The sequence below is a fragment of the Halomicrobium sp. HArcel3 genome (assembly GCF_058933135.1).
In genome coordinates this window covers 11,251-31,617 of record NZ_JBZYDN010000012.1, presented here as the reverse complement: position 1 = coordinate 31,617, position 20,367 = coordinate 11,251, and the positions used below count along the sequence as shown (strand labels likewise).

At 67.2% G+C, this 20,367-nt stretch carries 18 protein-coding genes; 12 read left to right on the top strand and 6 right to left on the bottom strand.

What is annotated here, in order from left to right; genetic code table 11:
- Nucleotides 1-431 precede the first annotated feature (431 nt).
- The 8 genes from AC5FRV_RS20110 to AC5FRV_RS20075 all read left to right on the top strand — a co-directional run bounded on the left by AC5FRV_RS20110 (nucleotide 432) and on the right by AC5FRV_RS20075 (nucleotide 7,037).
- On the top strand, nucleotides 432-1,769 hold the full coding sequence (locus tag AC5FRV_RS20110) for an ammonium transporter (protein ID WP_493562862.1): 1,338 nt from the start codon (nucleotides 432-434) through the stop codon (nucleotides 1,767-1,769).
- Entirely contained in the window at nucleotides 1,762-2,127 is a 366-nt protein-coding gene (glnK1, locus tag AC5FRV_RS20105; RefSeq protein ID WP_493562861.1) for a nitrogen regulatory protein GlnK1, read from the top strand. The genes AC5FRV_RS20110 and glnK1 overlap by 8 nt, the downstream gene beginning before the upstream one ends.
- 4 nt (nucleotides 2,128-2,131) lie before the next feature.
- Nucleotides 2,132-2,587, top strand: a complete 456-nt coding sequence (locus AC5FRV_RS20100) for an Lrp/AsnC family transcriptional regulator (protein WP_493562860.1) — start codon at nucleotides 2,132-2,134, stop codon at nucleotides 2,585-2,587.
- A gap of 442 nt (nucleotides 2,588-3,029) precedes the next feature.
- Nucleotides 3,030-3,671, top strand: coding sequence for a chemotaxis protein CheC (locus tag AC5FRV_RS20095; protein WP_493562859.1), 642 nt, complete (start codon nucleotides 3,030-3,032; stop codon nucleotides 3,669-3,671).
- 167 nt (nucleotides 3,672-3,838) lie between these two features.
- The gene (tnpA, locus tag AC5FRV_RS20090; protein ID WP_493562858.1) at nucleotides 3,839-4,228 is read left to right on the top strand and encodes an IS200/IS605 family transposase; all 390 of its coding nucleotides are present in this window, start codon (nucleotides 3,839-3,841) and stop codon (nucleotides 4,226-4,228) included.
- On the top strand, nucleotides 4,225-5,460 hold the full coding sequence (locus AC5FRV_RS20085; RefSeq protein WP_493562857.1) for an RNA-guided endonuclease TnpB family protein: 1,236 nt from the start codon (nucleotides 4,225-4,227) through the stop codon (nucleotides 5,458-5,460). Before tnpA ends, AC5FRV_RS20085 begins: the two co-directional genes overlap by 4 nt.
- Nucleotides 5,461-5,566: 106 nt before the next feature.
- Nucleotides 5,567-6,514, top strand: coding sequence for an arsenic resistance protein (locus tag AC5FRV_RS20080; protein ID WP_493562856.1), 948 nt, complete (start codon nucleotides 5,567-5,569; stop codon nucleotides 6,512-6,514).
- 82 nt (nucleotides 6,515-6,596) lie between these two features.
- On the top strand, nucleotides 6,597-7,037 hold the full coding sequence (locus AC5FRV_RS20075) for a hypothetical protein (protein WP_493562855.1): 441 nt from the start codon (nucleotides 6,597-6,599) through the stop codon (nucleotides 7,035-7,037).
- A gap of 113 nt (nucleotides 7,038-7,150) precedes the next feature.
- Here the strand turns inward: AC5FRV_RS20075 and AC5FRV_RS20070 are convergent, their stop codons facing one another.
- The 6 genes from AC5FRV_RS20070 to AC5FRV_RS20045 all read right to left on the bottom strand — a co-directional run bounded on the left by AC5FRV_RS20070 (nucleotide 7,151) and on the right by AC5FRV_RS20045 (nucleotide 15,844).
- Nucleotides 7,151-7,333: a hypothetical protein gene (locus tag AC5FRV_RS20070; protein ID WP_493562854.1), complete on the bottom strand. Its 183-nt coding sequence runs from the start codon at nucleotides 7,331-7,333 to the stop codon at nucleotides 7,151-7,153.
- 404 nt (nucleotides 7,334-7,737) lie between these two features.
- Nucleotides 7,738-9,504 carry a nitrite/sulfite reductase gene (locus AC5FRV_RS20065; RefSeq protein WP_493562853.1) on the bottom strand — a complete coding sequence of 589 codons (1,767 nt, stop codon included), beginning with the start codon at nucleotides 9,502-9,504 and terminating at the stop codon, nucleotides 7,738-7,740.
- A gap of 186 nt (nucleotides 9,505-9,690) precedes the next feature.
- Nucleotides 9,691-10,284, bottom strand: a complete 594-nt coding sequence (mobA, locus tag AC5FRV_RS20060; RefSeq protein WP_493562852.1) for a molybdenum cofactor guanylyltransferase — start codon at nucleotides 10,282-10,284, stop codon at nucleotides 9,691-9,693.
- 1 nt (nucleotide 10,285) lies between these two features.
- Nucleotides 10,286-11,593 carry an MFS transporter gene (locus AC5FRV_RS20055; protein WP_493562922.1) on the bottom strand — a complete coding sequence of 436 codons (1,308 nt, stop codon included), beginning with the start codon at nucleotides 11,591-11,593 and terminating at the stop codon, nucleotides 10,286-10,288.
- A gap of 453 nt (nucleotides 11,594-12,046) precedes the next feature.
- Nucleotides 12,047-14,170: an assimilatory nitrate reductase NasA gene (gene nasA / locus AC5FRV_RS20050; protein ID WP_493562851.1), complete on the bottom strand. Its 2,124-nt coding sequence runs from the start codon at nucleotides 14,168-14,170 to the stop codon at nucleotides 12,047-12,049.
- Between the two features lie 843 nt (nucleotides 14,171-15,013).
- Complete coding sequence (locus AC5FRV_RS20045) at nucleotides 15,014-15,844, bottom strand: molybdopterin synthase (protein ID WP_493562921.1); 831 nt, start codon at nucleotides 15,842-15,844, stop codon at nucleotides 15,014-15,016.
- A 96-nt stretch (nucleotides 15,845-15,940) separates the two neighbouring features.
- Here AC5FRV_RS20045 and moaC point away from each other — a divergent pair, with 96 nt between their 5' ends.
- The 4 genes from moaC to AC5FRV_RS20025 are packed head-to-tail and all read left to right on the top strand — an operon-like array spanning nucleotide 15,941 to nucleotide 20,071.
- Nucleotides 15,941-16,417 carry a cyclic pyranopterin monophosphate synthase MoaC gene (gene moaC / locus AC5FRV_RS20040; protein ID WP_493562850.1) on the top strand — a complete coding sequence of 159 codons (477 nt, stop codon included), beginning with the start codon at nucleotides 15,941-15,943 and terminating at the stop codon, nucleotides 16,415-16,417.
- Nucleotides 16,414-16,947, top strand: a complete 534-nt coding sequence (locus tag AC5FRV_RS20035) for a MogA/MoaB family molybdenum cofactor biosynthesis protein (RefSeq protein ID WP_493562849.1) — start codon at nucleotides 16,414-16,416, stop codon at nucleotides 16,945-16,947. Before moaC ends, AC5FRV_RS20035 begins: the two co-directional genes overlap by 4 nt.
- Complete coding sequence (locus AC5FRV_RS20030; protein ID WP_493562848.1) at nucleotides 16,944-18,185, top strand: molybdopterin molybdotransferase MoeA; 1,242 nt, start codon at nucleotides 16,944-16,946, stop codon at nucleotides 18,183-18,185. Before AC5FRV_RS20035 ends, AC5FRV_RS20030 begins: the two co-directional genes overlap by 4 nt.
- Nucleotides 18,182-20,071: a molybdopterin biosynthesis protein gene (locus AC5FRV_RS20025; protein ID WP_493562847.1), complete on the top strand. Its 1,890-nt coding sequence runs from the start codon at nucleotides 18,182-18,184 to the stop codon at nucleotides 20,069-20,071. The genes AC5FRV_RS20030 and AC5FRV_RS20025 overlap by 4 nt, the downstream gene beginning before the upstream one ends.
- Nucleotides 20,072-20,367 lie beyond the last annotated feature (296 nt).

The window sequence follows — 20,367 nt, the reverse complement described above, 5'->3', positions numbered from 1 at the left end:
GCTACGTCCTCTCGGCGCTATCAGCCCGGCCGCCGCACTTAGCCGCTGAAACCACGGCGATCGGTGTCAAGCTGGTGTGGCATTCGCCCGCTCGAACCAGCGGCACTGACCGTTCCGAGAGGGAGCGCGCGCGAGGATTTCGGGCCACATTCGGCTATTTTTGCGGAAATGCCCTGGACGAACGTCGGAATCGGTGGCTGTGGAGCGTCTCCTTTCTGGACGGCCAACCACCTTATATCCATAATATTGTGCCCTAATCTGGACGGTCGTCTATTATCCTGGTACAGGTTCTGGATATCTTCAAGCTAACCCTTATGTAGTGTGATTCCCACCCCTCCTCCGTGAACTGCATGACAAAGTCGGGCGTTTGCGAGAGAATGTTGGACGTTCAATCACGATAAGCAGCCAAAACCACCAAAGTGAACATCATAATGTCATTCGCACCACTGCAAATCGATCCAGCGGTACTCGCCGAGGGTGTCAACCTCATGTGGGTACTCGTCGTAACGTTCCTGATCTTCTTCATGCACGCCGGCTTCGCCATGCTCGAGGCGGGGCAGGTGCGCTCGAAGAACGTGGCGAACCAGCTGACGAAGAACTTGCTGACCTGGTCGGTCGGGGTCGTCATGTTCTTCCTGATCGGCAGCGGGATCTCGAGCCTCGTCGGTGGCTCGGGCTTCGCGAGTGCTGCCACCGTCGGTAGCTCCGGCGACTGGGTCGGCTGGCTGTTCGGCGCGGTGTTCGCCATGACCGCGGCGACCATCGTCTCCGGTGCCGTCGCCGGCCGCGCGAAGCTCCGCGCGTACGTGGCCTACACCATCCTGCTCGCCGCAGTCATCTACCCCGTCGTCACCGGGCTGACCTGGGGAGGCGGCTTCATCGCCTCGCTGGGATACCAGGACTTCGCGGGCGGGATGATCGTCCACGGGATGGGCGGCATCGCCGGTCTCACCGCGGCCTGGGTCCTCGGCCCGCGCATCGGTCGGTACAACAGTGACGGCTCCGCGAACGTCATCCCCGGCCACTCGCTGACCTTCGCCGTGCTCGGGACGCTCATCCTCGCGTTCGGCTGGTACGGCTTCAACGTCGGCACGGCCGCGACCGTCTTCGCCGTCGAGGACGGGGCGCTCACCCTGGGCGCGTTCAGCTACGTCGGTCGCGTCGCCATGACGACGACTATCGCCATGGCCTGCGGTGCCATCGGCGCGAGCGCGGTCTCGCTGATCAAGACCGGGAAGGTCGACACGCTGTACGTCGCGAACGGCCTCCTGGCTGGTCTCGTCGGCATCACGGCCATCCCGGACACCACCACCTGGTGGGGCGCGTTCGTGGTCGGCACCGTTGCCGGCGCCCAGCTCCCCATCGTCTTCGGCTTCGTCGAGAAGCGCCTGAAGATCGACGACGTCTGCGCCGTCTTCCCGGTCCACGGGAGCGCGGGCGTCATCGGGACCCTGCTGTTCCCCTTCGTGGCCACGTCGAGCGCCCTCGAGGGGACCACGATGATCGGCGCGTTCGTCGACCAGGTCGTCTTCGTCGTCATCGTCTCCGCCTGGACGATCGCCGCGACCGCACTCGTGTTCGGCGTCCTCAAGGCCATCGGACAGGCCCGCGTCACGCCCGAACACGAGCGCGACGGTCTCGACATCAGCGAACACGGCGTCGACACCTACCCCGAGTTCGGGGTCGACGACGGCGTCGCCACCGATGGCGGAAGTATCGTACGAACGGACGGTAGCGTCGCGGACAGCGAGGTGACCGACGATGAGTGAAACTGAAACCGACACTGACATCCAGATGATCACGGCCATCGTCCGCCCCGACAAGCTGGCGGACGTGAAGGAAGCACTGACCGACGTCGGCGCCCCGTCGCTGACGGTGACTAACGTCTCCGGCCGCGGCTCCCAGCCCGCGAAGAAGGGCCAGTGGCGCGGCGAGGAGTACGTCGTGGACCTCCACCAGAAGGTGAAGATCGAGTGCGTCGTCGCCGACGTCCCCGCCGACGACGTGGTCGACGCCATCCGCGAGGCCGCCCACACGGGCGAGCCCGGCGACGGCAAGATCTTCGTCCTCCCGGTCGCGGACGCGGTCCAGGTCCGCACCGGTAACAGCGGCCCCGACGCCGTCTAAGCGAATGGAGGTCGACGACACCGACCGCCAACTGCTCGCGGCCCTGTCCGAGGACGGTCGGGCGACGACGAACGACCTCTCGGCCGCGACGGGCATCTCCCCGCCCGTCGTCGAACAGCGAGTCACCGGACTCGAGAAGCGCGACGCCATCACGGGCTACGAGGCCCGCGTCGACTACGGCGAACTCGGGTTCGACGTCACCGCCGTCGTCCAGTTGACCGCCGCCGACGCCAGACGGGCCGAGGTCCTGAACGAGTTGCGAACGGCAGCCCAGTACGTCACCGTCTACGAGGTGACCGGGGAGTACGACGTCGTCGCCGTCGGCCGGTTCCGCGACACCGCCGAACTCAACGAACGCGTCGGCGAACTCGTCACCACCGAGGGCGTCGCCGAGGTGACCACCGCGGTCGTCCTCGACACCGTCGCCGACGACTCGCTGTCGCCGCTCCGCGGCGACTGACGATTCCGTTTTTCGCGACACTCCATCCGGGTAGCGGCTGGTATCGACTGTTCGCGTGCGACGTTGACTCCGATAGCATGGTTCACGAGTGATCCAACTACTAGATTGATCAGTTTGGGTTGAGACGGCTACTGGAGCTACAAACAACAGCCCGAAAGCCCCCTCCCGCTCGGGTCGGGGGGCTTGCTGCGCGCCTCGGCCTTCGGCCTCGGTGCTTACTGCGCCCGCCTTCCCCGAGCGGTCGGCCCCTTTCAGTCCCGCCCGTTTCTCCAGGCTAACCGGCCGGGGCTTTCCTTTGTTGTCGGCACCAGTTGAAGTCGTTCTATCTCGAACTGATCAACACAGTAGTTCGACCGCTCTTAGAGACAACGAGTCCGAACCAATTGACATGCAAACCCGGGTCCGTCGGTGGCGTTAAGCCGCTCGCTCCGCACAGAGGCGTATGAGTCTCGAAGTCGACGTCCGGAAGCTCGACCTCTTCAACACGATGGCGAAGGAGGGGTCGAGCACGGTCGCCGACCACCTCGAACAGCTGACCGGGGTGCCGGCGGCCGTTCGGACCTCCCAGATCAACTTTCTCGACATCGGCGACGTGAAGACCCACATGGGCGACGAGCGACGGGTCGGCATCTACGTCGAACTGACCGAGGCGCCCGGCGGCTACGTGCTGTTCCTCCTCGACCCGACCGACGCCAGGCACCTGGTGGGACAGATGATGGGCGGCGTGGGGAGCGAAGACGATGGTGGCGGCTTCACCGACATGGAACGCAGCGGGCTCCAGGAGATCGGTAACATCCTCACCTCCGGGTTCATCGACGGCTGGGCGAACGTGCTCGACACGACCATCGACATGGGCACGCCACAGTTGCTGTTCGACCGCACGCCCGCCATCATCGACGACATGGGCGGCTGGCCCAGGTCCGACCTCGTGTTCGTCATCGACTCACACATAGTGAGTGAAGATACGGACATCGACCTCACGGTCTACACCTTCCCGGAACTCCAGGCGCTGGTCGACCTCATCCAGGACATCGACCTCGACACGGACGTCGCCGAAGACTCCACCCCGGACGACGTCTGGTGAACTCTGCGGTGAGTACACACCGTGATACATAGTGCGAGCGCATACCCGCGTCTTCAGGCGCGGGTCAAGCGGACAATAGCGTACATCTCCACCGACGATAACACGACTTTATTTCTCGACCTGTACAATAGTTTTAAAACACTGAAAATGCATAGTATGCAGTACGGATGAAGACCACACGGCACGCAACGTACAACCTCAACTACCACATAGTGTGGATATCAACGTACCGCCAATCGGTACTCGTCGATGACGTTGCAACCCGTGTGCGAGACATTCTCCACGAAATAGCCGACGAGAAAGGCGTAGAGATTATCGACCTGACCGTTCAGGCCGACCACATCCATCTGTTCGTCAGTAGCCCGCCGAAACACGCCCCGTCGCTTCTCGCCAACTGGTTCAAAGGTATCAGTTCGCGGAAATACAACCACCGCCACGCCGACCACGACGGCGAGAAAATCAAGTGGGCACGCGGATACTACGCAGGGACAGCAGGACACGTCTCAAGTGAGACTGTCGAGAAGTACATCCAGGGTCACGAGGAGGACGAACAGTGACCGAACTCACCGAGACGCTGGAACTCAAGCTTGTGGAACCGAACGCCCACAAGCATCGGAAACTCTGCGAGACGAAACAGGCGTACCAAGACGCGCTCGAAACCGCGTTCATCGCTAACTGTACTACACAGTCAGCGGCCAACGACGTGGTGGTCAACTACGACTTGAGTGGGTACGCGAAGAACGCCCTCAAGAAGTACGTCCCACAACTCTGTGGTGGAAGCTACGACGCGAAAGAGCTTCACGACGATCACCCCGTCCGATTCACGAACGAAGGCCCGAAGCTCGACCACAAGCCACAGAACGCCATCGAGTGGTACGTCAAAATCCCACACCACGACGACTACCACCTCTGGTTGCCCGCGTCACCGAACCCCAAACAACGGGAGTGGTTGGAAGCGTTGCACGCGGGGGACGCGACGATGGGTGAGTGTCGGCTGTTCGACCGTGACGGCGAGTGGTACTTCCATATCGTCGCTACGCGGGACGTGGAGGAACGAGAAACCAGTTCGGCGGAGACGCCGATTGGGGTAGACATCGGGGAAGCCTCTTTGGTAACGGTGTGTCACCGTGACGAGCGCGGCTCCCCGACTGCACCCAACCTCTGGAACGGAGAAGGCAAGACGGTTCGCCAACTCCGTGAGATGTATTTCACGGCGACTCAACGCCTTCAGCAACGTGGAAGTGAACGTATCGCTGAATCCTACGGCGATGAGTTGTGGCGACACATCGACCACATCCTTCACATGGTGACGTCGGAGGTCGTCTCCTACGCCGACCAATTCGACAATCCCGTTCTGGTTCTGGAAGACTTGACGCACATCCGTGAGAACTTGGACTACGGTGCGTTCATGAACCGTCGCCTTCACGGATGGGGCTTTGCGAAGATGCACGCTCAGATTCGCTACAAGGCGACTGAGAAAGGGATTCGTGTGGAGACGGTGAATCCAGCGCACACTTCAAAGACGTGCCACTGTTGTGGAGAAAAGGGCTACCGTCCGAAGCAGGCGACGTTCAAGTGTTCCAACGTGGAGTGTTGGGTTTCGGAGTACCAAGCAGACGTTAACGCCGCGCTCAATATTGCAGACCGCTACCTCAGCGGAGAGAGCCATTCAAGAGAATACACGAGTGACGATGACTCGGCTGAGGAAGGGGGACGTTTGACCGTCCCACAAGACAGCCAAGCCGATGCTGACACCCAGCAAGAGACGCTTGGAACGTATGCGTCTTGAAACCTTAGGGCCACGCTCGGCCTGAAATCCCATGGTGGGATTCCCGCGCCTTTAGGCGCGGGAGGAGGTCAAATCGAAACAGTCCCTCCAGCGACGCCAGGTCGCGGTGTACGCTGTGGCGGTGCTCGCCGCCGTCGCCCTCGCCGTCGGCCGTCCTGTCACGGCCCGGTCACTGGAACCCCTCATCAACCCCGTCCTGGCGGTTCTGCTGTACGTCACCTTCCTGGAGGTGCCGTTCGTCCGCATCCGGGCGGCGTTCCGGGACCGGCGGTTCATGGCCGCCGCGCTGGGGATGAACTTTCTGGTCGTCCCAGTCGTCGCGTGGGCGCTCGGTCGCTTCCTCCCGCCGGAGCCGGTGATCCTCGTCGGCGCCTTCATGGTGTTGCTGACGCCCTGTATCGACTACGTCATCTCCTTCACCGACCTGGCGGGCGGCGACGCCGAGCAGGTCACCGCCGCGACGCCAGTGCTGATGGTGGTCCAGTTGCTCCTCTTGCCGGCGTACCTCTGGCTGTTCGTGGGCCCGGCCGCCGCGGAAGCGATCGAGGCCGGCCCCTTCCTCGAAGCGTTCCTCGTGATCATCGCCGCCCCGCTCGCGCTCGCCTGGCTCACCGAGGTCTCGGCCGACCGCTCGCCCCAGGCCGAGCGCTGGCAGTCGGCGATGGGGTGGTTGCCGGTGCCGATGATGGGCGCGACGCTGCTGGTCGTCATCGCCTCGCAACTGCCCCGCGTCCAGGACTCCATCGGACAGATCGCGGCGGTCGTCCCGGTGTACGTCGCCTTTCTGGTCGTCATGCCATTGCTCGGTCGGCTGGCGGCCGGTGCCATCGGGATGGACGTCGGCGAGAGTCGCGCGCTCGTGTTCACCTCGGTCACGCGGAACTCGCTGGTCGTCCTGCCGCTGGCGCTCGCGCTACCGGCGGGCTACGGCCTCGCGCCGGCCGTCGTCGTCACCCAGACCCTCGTCGAACTGACCGGGATGGTCGTCCTCACGCGCGTCGTCCCGGCGTGGCTCGTTCCCGACCGGGCCGATTCGACCGCGAGTCCCTCCTGATTCCCGGAACCGGGGCCGAGTACCTCTCTCCCGGCGACGGACACCCGACAACGATTTGCTCCAGGCCGACGGGACCGACTGTATGGTGCCCTCGCTCCGCACGCTCCTCCTCGGCCCGCCCGAGTACCAGTTCCAGCGCCGACTCGACGTCCTGTTCGCCCTCGGGCTCTTCCTGGGTACCTTCCTGGCGTACGCGGTCGGCCTCTTCGAGGTCACCGGTGGCGTCGTCTTCCTCGCGGTGGACGCCGTCGTCGTGGGGATGATCGCGTCCGCCCTCGTGGGCTATCAGCAGAACGGCCTCCTCTTCGGCTGGCTCGCCGCCTACGCGCCGCTGCTCGGTGCCAGCGCCGACCACTACCTGCTCGGCCTGGCGAGCCGCCCACCGGTCGAACGGCTCGTGGCATTTCTCTCACCCGACGGGCTGGTGTTCCTGGGCGTCGCCGCCGCAGTGCTTGGATCGCTCTCCTGGACCGCCGGCCTGGCCGGCGAACGGACCATCGACGCCTTCCGCGGCCGGGTGTAACGCCCCTCGGCGTCGGTCTCAGTTCGCGAGCGGCCGCGAGCGCAGGTGAGCGACCCGGGCCGAACGCGAGCATTGCTGCCGCTCCACGGTGGACACGGCATCGCCGCGCGCACTCACTCCCGGAGATACCACAGGCCGCCGTATGTGACGCATCCGAGCGCGACGAGTCCGATACCCGCCACGGGCTGCGATCCGCCCGACAGTTCCGCGCTCCTGTACCCGCCGGTGAGCAGCACGACGCCGAACACCACGATGATCATCGGGATCCGGCCGATCAGCCGTTCCATGTAGCTCATAACGATGTAAAAATTACTTTGGGGTTCTATGAATGCGTTGCCGAACTCACTGCTCGAAACGCCGCTCCGGTGTTTTGTCCCGTCGCGATCGCACCTCTGGCGTCCCCTCCCTTCGATCGGCGACGAGCTCCCAGTCAGGCGCTTCTCTGCTCGCGTGTCGCTCCCTGCGCTCTCACGGGTCACTCCGTTCCCCGTTCGAGCAAATGCGGGCGCTTCGCGCCCGCTAGGTCGCTCCCGCTCGCGATTAAGATGGTCCTCCCTCCGGTCAGACCATCCTGCTCACGGCTCGCCACCCTCGCCGTTCGCGTTCTCGGAGGACCCTCCCTCCGGTCGCCCCACCCTGCTCGCGTGTCGCTTCGCTCCCGCTCGCATTTCCCAGGTCTCTCACTGCGTTTGCGACCTGGCTAATCGTCCGCCGAAATCGGCTGCCCCTCGGCGTCGGTCGGCGCCGGACTCTCGCCGTCGTCGAAGGGGTACCACGACTGCTTGGCGTCGGTGAGCGAGAGGTCCTCGTACCCCTCGACCTCCTCGGGTTCGGCGAGTTCGACGATGGTCTCGTGGCCGGTGGCGTCGACCCACTCGCGGAAGGTCTGGCCGTCTTCCCGGAGGGCGGCGTAGGCCTCGACGAGGTTGGCGATCATGCCTGGCACCTCGTCGGCGGGGACGCGCTGGCGGACCCAGTCGATGAAGGTGGGCTCCTCGCCGATGCCGCCGCCGACGCCGACGTCCATCGCCTCGACCATCTCGCCGTCCTTGCGGGCGCGCATGCCCTGGAGGCCGATGTCGGCCGTCATCGCCTGGCCGCAGTCGGCCGTACAGCCCGAGTAGTGGATCTTGATCCGGTCGACGTCGGCGGGGACGTCGACGTGCTCGCCGAGCCAGCGGAGCAGGCGCGCGGTCCGGGCCTTCGTCTCGGTCAGCGCGATTGAGCAGAACTCCGTCCCGGTGCAGGCCATCGCCCCCTGTTCGAAGGGGTTCGGCTCGGGCGTGTACGTGTCGAGCAACGGTTCGTTGAGCAGGTTCTTCAGGTTCCCGTCGGGGACGTCCATGACGAGCGGGTTCTGCCGGCGGGTCAGTCGCACCTCGCCGGAGCCGTAGGCGTCGGCCAGGTCGGCCAGTTCGATGGCGTCCTCGGCGGGCATGCGGCCGACGGGCACCGAGAGCCCGACGTAGTTCTCGCCGTCCTGCTGGTCGTAGACGCCGACGTGGTCGTGGGCGCCGCGTTCGGCGGGCCTGCCGGCGTTGTACGTGTACTCGCCGCGGAAGTTCGTCCCGGCGCGGGCGGGTTCGAAGGAGAGGCGCTCGACCATCTCCTCGCGGATCTTCTCCGTCCCCCAGTCGTCGACGAAGAAGCGGGCGCGGTTCTTGGAGCGGTTCTGCCGGTCCCCTTCCTCGTGGTACAGTTCGACGAACGTCCGGACCGTCTCGTAGGCCTGGTCGCGGCGGACGAACACGTCCAGCGAGCGGGCGGGGCGCGGTTCGCGGCCGCCGAGACCGCCGCCGACGCGGACGTTGAACCCTTTCACCTCTTCCCCGTCCACGACGGTGTGGGCCGGTTCCAGCCCGACGTCGTTGATCGAGTCCTGGGCGCAGCCCTGGCGACAGCCCGATACGGAGATGTTGAACTTCCGGGGCATGTTACAGAGCGCGTCGTCGCCGCGGATCCCCTCCTGTATCTCGTCCAGCAGTTCGCGGCTCTCGACGTACTCGTCGGCCTTGCCGGCGACCGGACAGCCCGAGATGTTGCGCATCGTGTCGCCGCCGGCCGAGCGCGAGGAGACGCCGACCGCTTCGAGTTTCTCCCAGATCTCGGTGACGTCCTCCAGCTTGAGCCAGTGAAGCTGGATCGACTGCCGCGTCGTGAAGTCGATCCAGCCGTTGCCGAACTCGGGGTTCTCGACCGGTCCCCTGGCGTAGTCGCGGGCGACCTCGCCGATGGCCCGGAGCTGTCCGGGTTCGAGCACGCCGCCGCAGTTGGTCAGGCGCATCATGAAGTAGCTCTCCTGGCCGCCGCGGTGGTGGAACACCCCCCAGAACTTGAACCGGGAGAACCACTCGTCGCGCTCTTCTTCGGGGATGGATTCCCAGCCGTTCTCGGCGAACTCCTCTAGCTTCTCCCTGACGTCGTCGCCGTACAGTTCTCCTTTCCAGTCTTCCTTCTTGTGGGCCATTGTATCACTCTGTCTTTGTAGATCGTCCTCATTCTCGCTTCAAATCTACACGAACGTCCTTTGTTCTACGGCTAGAATACGCGGACGCGCCGACAATAAGGGTAATCGTCACACATTTCAAAAATTAAGGGCTGGATCCGGACGAACGGTCGAAGTACAAGGACCTAGAACGCCTTATACTGCCCCTCAATTTTCGATCCGTCCAGTGACGGCGGCAAGATCGGCGCGCGAGTTGACGTTCGTAAAGGGCGATCGGTATCTGGTGACGTCGTCGGCGTCGACGACGACCGGGTCCACGCGCGCGAGCACGTCGTAGAGCCGCCGGGAGCCCGCCGCGAGCGTCCGGTCGCAGGCGACCCGCCCGGCGTGGCGGTCGTAGACCGCGTGGAGCGGGTGGAGGCGGCCGTCGGCCCGCGGTACGGCCGCCGAGTCCACCGCCGCGAACAGCCGCTCGAACAGTGCCGGGTCTGCCCGGGGCATGTCGCAGGCGACCACGGCGACGGCGTTCCCGCTCGCGACCCGCAGTCCGGTCCGCATGCCGGCGACCGGTCCCTCGTCCGGAACGGGGTCGACGGCTTCGCGATACGCCACGCCGTCGAGCGCTTCGGCGACGGCGGCCCGCTGTTCGTCCCGGTAGTTCACGACGAGTTCGTCGGTCACCTCCCGCAGTCGGTCGGCGACGCGGCGGATCATCGGACCGCCGTCCACCTCGGCGAGGGATTTGTCGACCTCGCCGAAGCGCGTCGAGCGACCGCCAGCGAGGACGAGTCCCGAGCGCATCTCAGTCCCCGCCCGGGGTGGTCGACTCGCCGCTCGACGAACTGACCAGCCAGCCGTCGGTGGTCGCCCGTCGGGCGATCTGGGGTCGGTAGACCCACGCGTTCAGCAGGACGATGGGGATCATCGAGGCGCCCACGATGGCGTAGCCGACGTGGAGATTCGGAAGCAGCGTCGACGAGTAGACGAGCGGGTAGACGATGCCACCGACCGTGCCGACGCCGCCGACGATGCCCGCCACGGAACCCGAACTGTCGGGGAACATCGCGGGGACCTGTGCGAAGATGGCGCCCTCCGCGAACGCACACCCCATCCCGACCAGGAAGCCGGCGCCGACCGCGACGAGCACCTCGCCGCTGAGGCCCGCGAACGTCATCCCGACCATGGTGACGACGACGAAACACAGCGTGAGGAACGTCCACTGTTCCCGGTAGCGGCCCGTGAACCAGGGGAGGATGTCCCGTTCCTTGCGCGCCAGCAGGTCGCTGACGTAGCCGCCGATCGGCCGCAGCAGGCCCGCCGCGACTGAGAACGTCGCCGCGAACGTCGAGGCCAGCACGAGGTTGTTCGTGTCGAACCCTTCCCTGTAGTAGGTCGCGAGCCAGCCGTTCATCGACAGCTCGAGGCCGAACGTCATCACGTACGCCAGCGCGAGCACGACGGTCCCGTAGCGGGTCGCCGTGTGAACCCACTGCTTGAAGGTGGCGCTCTGGGCGGTCGCCTCCCGCTTCGCCTCGGACTTCGCTGCCTCGCCGAGCGCGTAGTAGGCGATGGCGAGGCCGATGGAGACGAGGCCGGTCCAGAAGAACGCCGCGCGCCAGTTCGTCTGGAAGATGGGGCCGTTCCAGCCCGGACCGAACACGCGCGGGAGGATGAGCGCCCCGCCGGCGGCGCCCGCGTTCCCGATGCCGGCGTAGATGCCCTCCGCGGTGCCGAGCTGGCCCTCCTCGAACCACTCGGAGACGTGCTGGATGCCGATGACGAAGGTGATGCCCGCCGTCGCGACGATGAGCCGGGTGACGAAGAACACCCCGTAGCTTTCGGCGAACGCGCTCGCGATGGAGAACACGCCCACGTAGCCCAGCACGATGGCGAACACCGCCGGCGCGCCGAACTTGTCCGAGAGCCAGCCGGTCAGCATGCGACCGAACGGCGCGAGCCAGATGGCGGAACTCGCCAGGATGCCGATTTCGGCCAGCGAGAGGCCGAACTCCTCGGCCATCGGCCCCGTGAACGGGGCGAAGGAGAACCAGATCAGAAAGGAGAAGTTGAACCCGACGGTGGCGAGCACGAGCGTCCGCCACTTGGTCATCTTGATCAGTCCCATCGGTCTCCCACCTCCACCGGACCGCCCGTTCGGCCGCTCACGGCTCGCCCGATGGATCCTGCACGATCGTTATCGGGAATATTTGGCCATTTGTATCTTTTTTCGCCTTTACCCGTGGTGTTTGGAGACTTCATACACAGATATGTGGTCGATTGCTGCCCTATTAACGCTGGCCACACCATTTGTTTGAAACAAAGGCACTGCAGTGGACGGGCGGACACAATTAAACGAGGTAATATGTGTATTACCAGAATCAGTCCGATCGTCGCAGACGGTCGCCCGGTTCGGCGACCGGTCGTCTCGAAGCGGCCGGGCCGGCGGACGGCGGACCAGGCGCACGACGAAACCGTCGCGACGACGCCGTCGCTAGGGAAGAGCGAGCGGCGCGAGAAAGGAGAAGACCGGGCCGCGCGTGGCCGTCCGGTGCGCACGTCGCGCTCAGTCGTCGGCGGGGACCGACAGGCTCGCGGCGTCACGGTGCGCGGGCGCGACGAGGCGGACGGCGCACTGCTTGAAGTTCGGTTCCTTCGACTGTGGGTCCAGCGCGTCGATAGTGAGCCGGTTCGTCGACGGGTGGTGGATCGGCAGCCAGACCATCCCTTCGGGGACGGCCGGGTCCGGTTCGACGGTCGCCGGGACGGCGCCGCGCCGGGACTCGACGACGGTCCGGTCGTCCTCGACCGCGTCGCTGCTCGCGACCGTTTCGGGGTGAACGCGAGCGACGACGAGCTCCGGATCCTCGACCGATCGCGAGCGGATGCCGGTGTTGTACCCGTCGGATTCGCGGGCCGTCGTCAGCGTCAGTGCGTACTCGTCGTCGACGGGTTCGGGGAGGTCCCCCTGCCGGCCGGTAGAGAACTGCGCCTTGCCCGATGCCGTGGGGAACGCCCACGACTCGTCGGCGGGCGCGTCACCGGTCCCGTCGTCCGCGTCGCCTTCACCGCCCTCGTAGTAGCGGTAACCGCCCTGCGAGTCGGCCTCGGGCGCGGGCCAGCGGACCGCCTTCTCGTCGTCGAGGCGGTCGTATCCGATCCCCGAGCAGTCGGCCTTCGTCCCCGCGGTGAGTTCGCGGAACTCGTCGAAGACCGACTCGGGGTCAGGCGACTTCTCGGGGAACAGGTCCGGGAACAGGCGCGCCCCGACGGTCGCGATGATCTCCAGGTCGCTCCGGACGCCGCTGGGCATCTCCGTCGCCGGGCGCACGCGCGAAACGGTGCGCTCCATGTTCATCGTCGTCCCGGAGGACTCGCCCCAGGTCGCCGCCGGCAGGACGACGTCGGCCAGTTCGGTGGTTTCGGAGTGGAAGGCGTCCTGGGCGACGACGAAGGCGTCTTCGAGCCGTTCCCTTGCTGGCCCTGCGTCGGGCATCCCGGCGACGGGGTTGGTGGCGACGGTCCAGACCGCGTCGACGTCGCAGTCGACGGCCTCGACGACGCCGACCGGCCCCGGCCCGGGGTCGTCCGGCAGGCGGTCGACCGGGACGCCCCACTCTTCGGCGACGAACGCACGCTCGTTCGGGTCCGCGAACGGTCGCTGACCCGGCCAGGACCCCTTCGAGGAGCAGACGCGCGTCCCCATCGAGTTGGCCTGGCCGGTCAGCGAGAACGGGCCCCCGCCGGGCCGGAGGTTCCCCGTCGCGAGCGTCAGGTCGATGAGGGCCCGGGAGAGCTCCGTCCCCTGAACGTGCTGGTTGACGCCCATCCCCCAGTAGCACAGCGCGTTCCGGTCGAAGGCGTCCGCCAGTCGGTCGACGTCGCTCATCTCCACGCCGGCCTCGGCGGCCGCCGCCTCGGGCTCTGGCAGCGTCGCCAGCAACTCTTCGAACCCCTCGGTGGCCTCGTCGACGAACTCCTGGTCGATGCGGTCCGTCTCGACCAGGCGCGCGAGCACCGCACGCGCGAGCGCCAGATCCTTTCCCGGCTCGGGCGCGACGTGGCCGTCAGCGTGTTCGGCGGTCTGGGTCGCGACTGGGTCGACGACGAGCATCTCCGAGTCGTCTCCGCTCGCCGCCTGTCGGATCCACCGGAACATCACGGGGTGAGCCACCGCCGGGTTCGCGCCCCAGACGACGTGGCTCTCGGCCTCGGGGATGTCGTCGTACGTACACGGCGGCGCGTCGCTCCCGAACGCCTGGTAGTAGGCCGTCACCGCGCTGGCCATGCAGAGGGTGGTGTTCGCGTCGTAGTAGCGCGTCCCGAACCCGCCGCGGGCGAGCTTGCCGAGCGCGTAGGCCGCCTCGTTGGTCTGCTGGCCGCTGCCCAGCACCGCCACGTCGTCGCCGGCATCGAGGGTGTCCTCGAAGCGACCGACCACCTCGGCCAGCGCCAGGTCCCACGTCGTCGGGACCAGTTCCCCATCGCGGCGAACGAGTGGCTGGGTGAGCCACTCGCCGTCGGGGTCCTGGCTCTCCCTGACGCCGCGCTGGCAGGCCAGCCCCTGGTTGACCGGGTGGGCCGCGTCCCCGCGGACCACGTCGACGCCGTAGCCGATGTCGACGCCCTGCTGGAGGTGACCACAGCCGACGGCACACCGCATGCACGTCGTCGGCACCCAGTCGCTCATGGCCCCTCTCCGTGCTGGAAAATATTGCCGGACGTTCGCCCATATTTCGGACAGATTTGTTCGAACCTCATGGGAATATCTCTTGTTTACTCCCTCGTATTCAACATTCAAAACAGTATTCGTTCATGATCGTGCACTAGAAACGTGTTCGGGTGTTTTTCTGATCACCCTCGACTCGGTGGTCGCTGGGCATGATGCGCAATTCTGGGATCCGAGGCCCGGATCGACGTTGGTAGAATTTCGTCAGACCGGTCGCTATGAGTCGACAGCGATACCGCAAACACGTCGAAAGCCCTCGGCGCGCTCGACTCGTGCGAACCCACTGCGCGCGCTCGTTCCTCGCGTGCTTGTGGGTTCGGACTTCGCCGACCGTGCCTCGCCCTTTCAGTCCGCCAGGCACCGCATAGCTCGCGCGGGCTTCGCCCCGCGCTCGCGATTGAACCGCCCCCCTCCCCGGATTCGGCGCGTCCGCGCCGAATCACGCTTCCTGACCGCTCTGCAACCGCCCGGCCGGGAGCGCGTTTCATCGCGCGACGAGGGGAAGGGCAGGGCTGCGGTACTTGGGCGGGACTGAAAGGGGCCGACCGCTCGGGGAAGGCGGCCCCGACAAGCACCGTGGTTCGAGAGAGCGAAGCTCTCTCGTCATCACGAAAGACGCTTCGCGTCTTTCGAACGACAGCCGGGAGGCGAGGAGCGCAGTTGTGGGCCCCCGACCCGAGCGGGAGGGGGCTTTCTGGTTGTAAGTGGTGATGCGTTCAGCGATAGCAGCTATCCGTAGAGCCAAGACGGTCGAGGATTTCTCGTCGTCAGCCAACGTAGCGTGCCGAACACCGATAACTCATCTCAGGGTCCTTCGTGGGCCCAGAACTCGTCGGAGACGGTCACTTCCTTCTTGAACAGGGGGACTTCGTCTTTCAGGCGGTCGATCCCGTCCTCCACCGCCCGGAACGCCTCCGCCCGGTGGCCGGCCAGGATCACGACGAAGACGATGTCCTCGCCGGCCTCGACCACGCCCGTCCTGTGGTGGAGCGCCACCTCGAAAATTCCGTCGCGGTCGAGCAGGTCGCTTCGAATCTCCGCCAGCCGCTGTTCTGCGACGACGTCGTACTTCTCGAATTCGAGGTGTTCCGTCGGGTCGTCGTCCGGCGCGTCCCGCTCGCGCACGCGCCCGGTGAAGGTCGCGATGGCGCCGGCGCGGTCCTGCCGGGCTGAATCCTTCACTCGCGCCACCAGCGACCCCAGCGTCTCGTAGGGCTCCCGGTCGTGGAGCGCGTCGACCACCGAATCGAGGTCGAGGTCGTCGGCCGTCGGCGCCGCCGCCACCTGCTCGCCGGCGTGGTCGCGGCCGCCGAGCGCGACGGTTGGGACGTCGGCCTGGGAGAATCCCTCGACGAGCGCGTAGTCGTAGTCGGGGGCCAGGTCGTCCAGCGTCTCGTCGAGCGACCGCTCGGTGCCCGTCGCGAACCAGCCCTCGTCGTCGGTGATGCCGTAGGTGGCCTGCGCGCCCGCGGCGCGATGCCGGGCAGTGTCCTTTCCCTCCGTGTCGACGTCGGGCGCGTGCGTGAGGTGCTTGACCGTGGCGACCGACCCGCGCTCGGAGAGACGACTCGTCAGGCGCTCGACGAGCGTGGTCTTGCCCGCGTCGGAGGGTCCAGCGATACCCAGGACGTACACGTTTTCGAACGGGACCCGGACGTACGTATAGTTTCTCACCGGCGCAAACGTCGTTCGCGTGGAAAGGGGTTAGTGGCTCGGCGCGGACTACGGAGTATGGACGAGTTCAGTCACGTCGACGACGACGAACGGGTGCAGATGGTCGACGTGGGCGACAAGGCGACCGTCGACCGCCGCGCGGTGGCGTCGGGTCGGATCGCCGTCCGGCCCGAGACGGCGGCGATCATCGAGGCCGGCGAGGTGACCAAGGGGAACGTCCTCGCCACAGCCCGCGTCGCGGCCATCCAGGCGGTCAAGCGGACCTGGGACGACATCCCACTCTGTCACCAGATTCCCGTCGACGGCGTGACCGTCGAGTTCGAGGTGGGCGAGTCGGCCGTCGAGAGCACCGTCGAGGTGTCGTCGACGGGCCAGACCGGCGTCGAGATGGAGGCGCTCAACGGCGTCACCCGGGCGCTGCTCACCGTCTTCGACATGGTGAAGTCCGCCGAGAAGGACGACGCGGGTGAGTATCCCCAGGCCCGCATCGAGGACGTCCGCGTCGTCGAGAAGCACAAGGAGGCGCCGTCGTGAGCGACCATGACTCGCATAAGGGAGACGGGCATGATCACCACGATCATCATCACCACGACAGCGACGAGACCCACGAGTTCGCGGTCCTCACGGTCTCGACCTCGCGCTCGGCGAGCGACGACCGGAGCGGAGAGGTAGCCCGCGAGGCCATCGAGACCGCCGGCCACGAGGTCGCGGTCCAGGAGATAGTCGCGGACGATCAGGAAGCCATCACCGAGACCGTCGACTCGCTCGTCGGCGACGTCGACGTGGTCGTCACCAGTGGCGGGACGGGGTTGACGCCCGACGACGTAACGGTGGAGGCTCTCCGCCCGCTACTGGACAAGGAACTCCCCGGCGTCGGCGAGTACTTCCGGCGACTGAGCCACGAGCAGGTCGGGACGATGGCGATGCTCTCCCGGGCGACCGCGGGCGTCGCGGACGGCACCGCTATCTACGCCTTCCCGGGGAACCCCGACGCCGTCGAACTCGGCGTCGTGGCGGTACTGTTGCCCGAAATCGACCACGTGCTGGGGCTGGCCCGCCGATGACGGCCGTCGGCGAGCGGACGGCGGTCGACGACGCCCGGGCGGCGCTGCTGGACCTGGTCGCGCCCGTCGAGGAGACCGAATCGGTCGCCCTGGCCGACGCCGACGACCGGGTGCTGGCGACCGCCATCGACGCGCCGAGAGCGGTGCCCCACTACGACCGCGCCGCGATGGACGGCTACGCCGTGCGCGCGGCGGACGTCGTCGACGCCGGCGAGCGGGCGCCAGTCAGGCTCGCACTCGCAGAGGGAGTCGAGAAACGCGACGACGATGACGACAGTGAGGGCGAGGAGCCAGAGTGCGGTCCGGGACGAGCAATTTCGGTCGACACCGGCGAGCCGATGCCGGCCGGCGCCGACGCGGTCGTGATGGTCGAACGGACCGAGCGAGTGGGCGACGAAGTGCTCGTCTTCGAGGCCGTCGCGCCCGGCGAGAACGTCGGCGCGGAGGGCGAGGACGTCGAAGCCGGTGCGCGGCTGTTCGACGCCGGCCACCGGCTCGCACCGGCCGACCTCGGACTCCTCCGGGTGGTCGGTCTCGACGATGTCGAGGTGTACCGACGACCCAGGGTCGTCCTGATTCCCACCGGCGAGGAACTCGTCAGTGCCGACCCCGAGCCCGGCGAGGTCGTCGAGTCGAACAGCCTGACCGTCGGCCGGTACGTCGGGCGCTGGGGCGGCGAGGCCGAGCGATTCGACCCGGTCACCGACGACAGCGAGGCGCTCCGGGCGGCGCTGCGCGAGGCCAGCGGTGAGCGCGACGCCGACCTGATCCTCACGATGGGGGGCACCTCGGCTGGCGAACGCGACCGGGTTCCCGGGGCGGTCGAATCCATCGGATCCGTCGAGCGCCACGGCGTCGCGCTCCAGCCGGGTCACCCCGTCGGCTTCGGCACCGTCGGGGAGACGCCGGTCGTGATGCTCCCGGGCTACCCCGTCGGCTGTCTCGTCGCCGCGACGGCACTGGTCCGGCCCGCCGTCAGCCGGCTTGCCAGTCGGCCGATCACCGATCCGCCGACCACCGAGGCGACGCTCGCCCGAAAGCTGGCCAGCCCCGTCGGCACCAGAACCTACGCCCGCGTCGCCCTCGACGACGGCGTGGCGACGCCGATTCGGGCCCGCGGGTCGGGCGTCCTCTCCAGCGTCACCGAGGCCGACGGCTGGGTGGTCGTCCCCGAGGAGACGGAGGGGTTCCCGGAGGGCCACACCGTTCAGGTGGAGCACTGGGAGGGATCCAAGTGACCGACCGAACCGAGTTCCTGACGCTTGCCGACCCCGACGCGGTCCGCGAAACGATCGCGGGCTTCGACCTCGGTGGCGGCACTGAAGCCGTCTCGCTCGCCGACGCGCAGGGTCGAGTCCTCGCCGAACGGGTCGACGCGGACCTCGCGGTCCCGGGGTTCGATCGAGCGAGCATGGACGGCTACGCCGTCCGGGCGACCGACACCGTCGGCGCCAGCGAGGCCGCCCCGACGGTCCTCGAGATCGTCGGCGAGGTCCACGCCGGCGAGGAACCGACCGCCGACGTCGACCCGATGACGGCCGTCGAGGTGTCGACCGGCGCCGTGATGCCGCCCGGCGCCGACGCGGTCGTGATGGTCGAGCGAACCAGTCGCCGGGAGTCGAACGTCGCGATTCGGACCACCGTCACCCCCGGCGAGCACGTCATGCCGGCCGGCGACGACGTCGCGCCGGGCGAACGAGCGCTCGGTCCCGGAACGGTCGTCACCAATCGGGAAATCGGGCTGCTCGCCGCGCTGGGCCGCGAGACCGTCCGGGTCCGCGGCCGACCCCGCGTCGCCGTCATCTCGACGGGCGACGAACTGGTCGCCCTCGCCGACGACCTCCACCCCGAACGCGGCGAGATATACGACGTCAACGGCCAGTCCATCGCCGCCGCGGTCCGTGACGCCGGCGGTAAGCCAGAAGTCTACCCTACCGTCGGCGACGATACCGCCGAGATGAAACAGGTCCTGCGGGAGGCCGCGGCCGACTGCGACCTCGTGTTGACCTCCGGCGCCACCAGCGCCGGCGCGGTGGACGTCCTCTCCGAGGTCATCGACGACGACGGCGAGCAACTGCACCACGGCGTCGCGCTGAAGCCCGGCAAGCCGACGCTGGTCGCCCGCCTCGCCGGAACGCCGTTCGTCGGTCTCCCGGGCTACCCGGTGTCGGCACTGTCGGTGTTCCGGACGCTCGTGGCGCCCGCCATCCGCGAGGCGGCCGGGCGACCGCCGCTGGAGCGACCCGAGCGTCGGGCCGAACTCAGCGAGGACGTCCACTACGACGAGGGGCGCCACCGCCTCCTGCCCGTCGGCCTGGTCACCGACGGCGCGGGCGGGACGCTCGCCTACCCCGTCGACAAGGGCAGCGGCGCGACGACGACGCTGACCAACGCCGACGGCATCGTAGAGATGCCCGCCGAGACGTCGCTGCTGGCGGACGGGACGGCCGTCACCGTCGACCTCTTCGGCACCGACGTCCGCCCCCCGCGCCTGTTCGGCGTCGGCGAGGCCGACCCCGTTCTCTGGGACCTGCTCGACGCCGTTCCCCGGACGCGCTTCCTGGCCGTCGGATCTGCCGAGGGCGACCGCCGCCTCGCCGGCAGCGTCCCCGACGTCGCCGTCGTCACGGGTGCCGACGAGGACGCTGCTGGCACCCCACTCGGCGGCTGGACGCGCGAGTGGGGCCTCGTCGTCGCCCCTGAGACCGACGCGGCCGCAGCCATCGACGGCATGGCCGCGCTCGTCGACGGCGACTGGCGGTTCGTCAACCGGGGCCGGTCGGGGCTACGCGACGCCTTCGACGCCGCGCTCGACGACCTGGCTGACGAGCGAGACGCGACTCACGCCGAACTCGTGGACGCCATCGACGGCGCCGAGCGGACGGCACCCGGCCACGAGGGACCGGCTCGTCGAGTCGCGACGGGTGACGCTGACGCCGGCCTCGCGCTCCGGGCGACCGCCGCAAAACTGGGCCTTGGGTTCGTCTCGCTGGGCCACCAGCCCGTCGAAATCCGGGTCAATCCAGGCCGGGTCGACAAACCCGGCGTGGCCGACCTTCGGGCGGCGCTGGCCGACGCACCGACTGGTCTCGGGGACGTTCCCGGGGTCACCTGGGATGAGTAGCGAGTCTGCGAGAACTGATTCCCGTTCGGCGCCACTACTTTCTCTGACCGAACGCGGTCTGGCCGGGAGCGAGTGGCCGAGCGATTGCGAGGCCCTCGCGACCCACCGAAAGACTCGGCACACCTCGTCTTTCGAGCCCACACTCGCTTCGCTCGCGTGGAAGGGGAAGGGCAGGGCTGCGGTGCTGTGCGGGCCTGGGGTCCTGCTGAGCGAAGCGAAGCAGGGCTCGGAAGACGAACGGAGTGAGTCTTCCGGTGGACTGAAAGGGCGAGGGACGGTCGGGGAAGCACGGCCCC

Bases quoted from the DNA above. Each gene is read 5' to 3' on its own strand.
- AC5FRV_RS20110 (WP_493562862.1), top strand. From the start codon at position 432: ATGTCATTCGCACCACTGCAAATCGATCCAGCGGTACTCGCCGAGGGT.
- glnK1 (WP_493562861.1), top strand. From the start codon at position 1,762: ATGAGTGAAACTGAAACCGACACTGACATCCAGATGATCACGGCCATC.
- AC5FRV_RS20100 (WP_493562860.1), top strand. From the start codon at position 2,132: ATGGAGGTCGACGACACCGACCGCCAACTGCTCGCGGCCCTGTCCGAG.
- AC5FRV_RS20095 (WP_493562859.1), top strand. From the start codon at position 3,030: ATGAGTCTCGAAGTCGACGTCCGGAAGCTCGACCTCTTCAACACGATG.
- tnpA (WP_493562858.1), top strand. From the start codon at position 3,839: ATGAAGACCACACGGCACGCAACGTACAACCTCAACTACCACATAGTG.
- AC5FRV_RS20075 (WP_493562855.1), top strand. From the start codon at position 6,597: ATGGTGCCCTCGCTCCGCACGCTCCTCCTCGGCCCGCCCGAGTACCAG.
- AC5FRV_RS20070 (WP_493562854.1), bottom strand. From the start codon at position 7,333: ATGAGCTACATGGAACGGCTGATCGGCCGGATCCCGATGATCATCGTG.
- AC5FRV_RS20065 (WP_493562853.1), bottom strand. From the start codon at position 9,504: ATGGCCCACAAGAAGGAAGACTGGAAAGGAGAACTGTACGGCGACGAC.
- mobA (WP_493562852.1), bottom strand. From the start codon at position 10,284: ATGCGCTCGGGACTCGTCCTCGCTGGCGGTCGCTCGACGCGCTTCGGC.
- AC5FRV_RS20055 (WP_493562922.1), bottom strand. From the start codon at position 11,593: ATGACCAAGTGGCGGACGCTCGTGCTCGCCACCGTCGGGTTCAACTTC.
- nasA (WP_493562851.1), bottom strand. From the start codon at position 14,170: ATGAGCGACTGGGTGCCGACGACGTGCATGCGGTGTGCCGTCGGCTGT.
- moaC (WP_493562850.1), top strand. From the start codon at position 15,941: ATGGACGAGTTCAGTCACGTCGACGACGACGAACGGGTGCAGATGGTC.
- AC5FRV_RS20030 (WP_493562848.1), top strand. From the start codon at position 16,944: ATGACGGCCGTCGGCGAGCGGACGGCGGTCGACGACGCCCGGGCGGCG.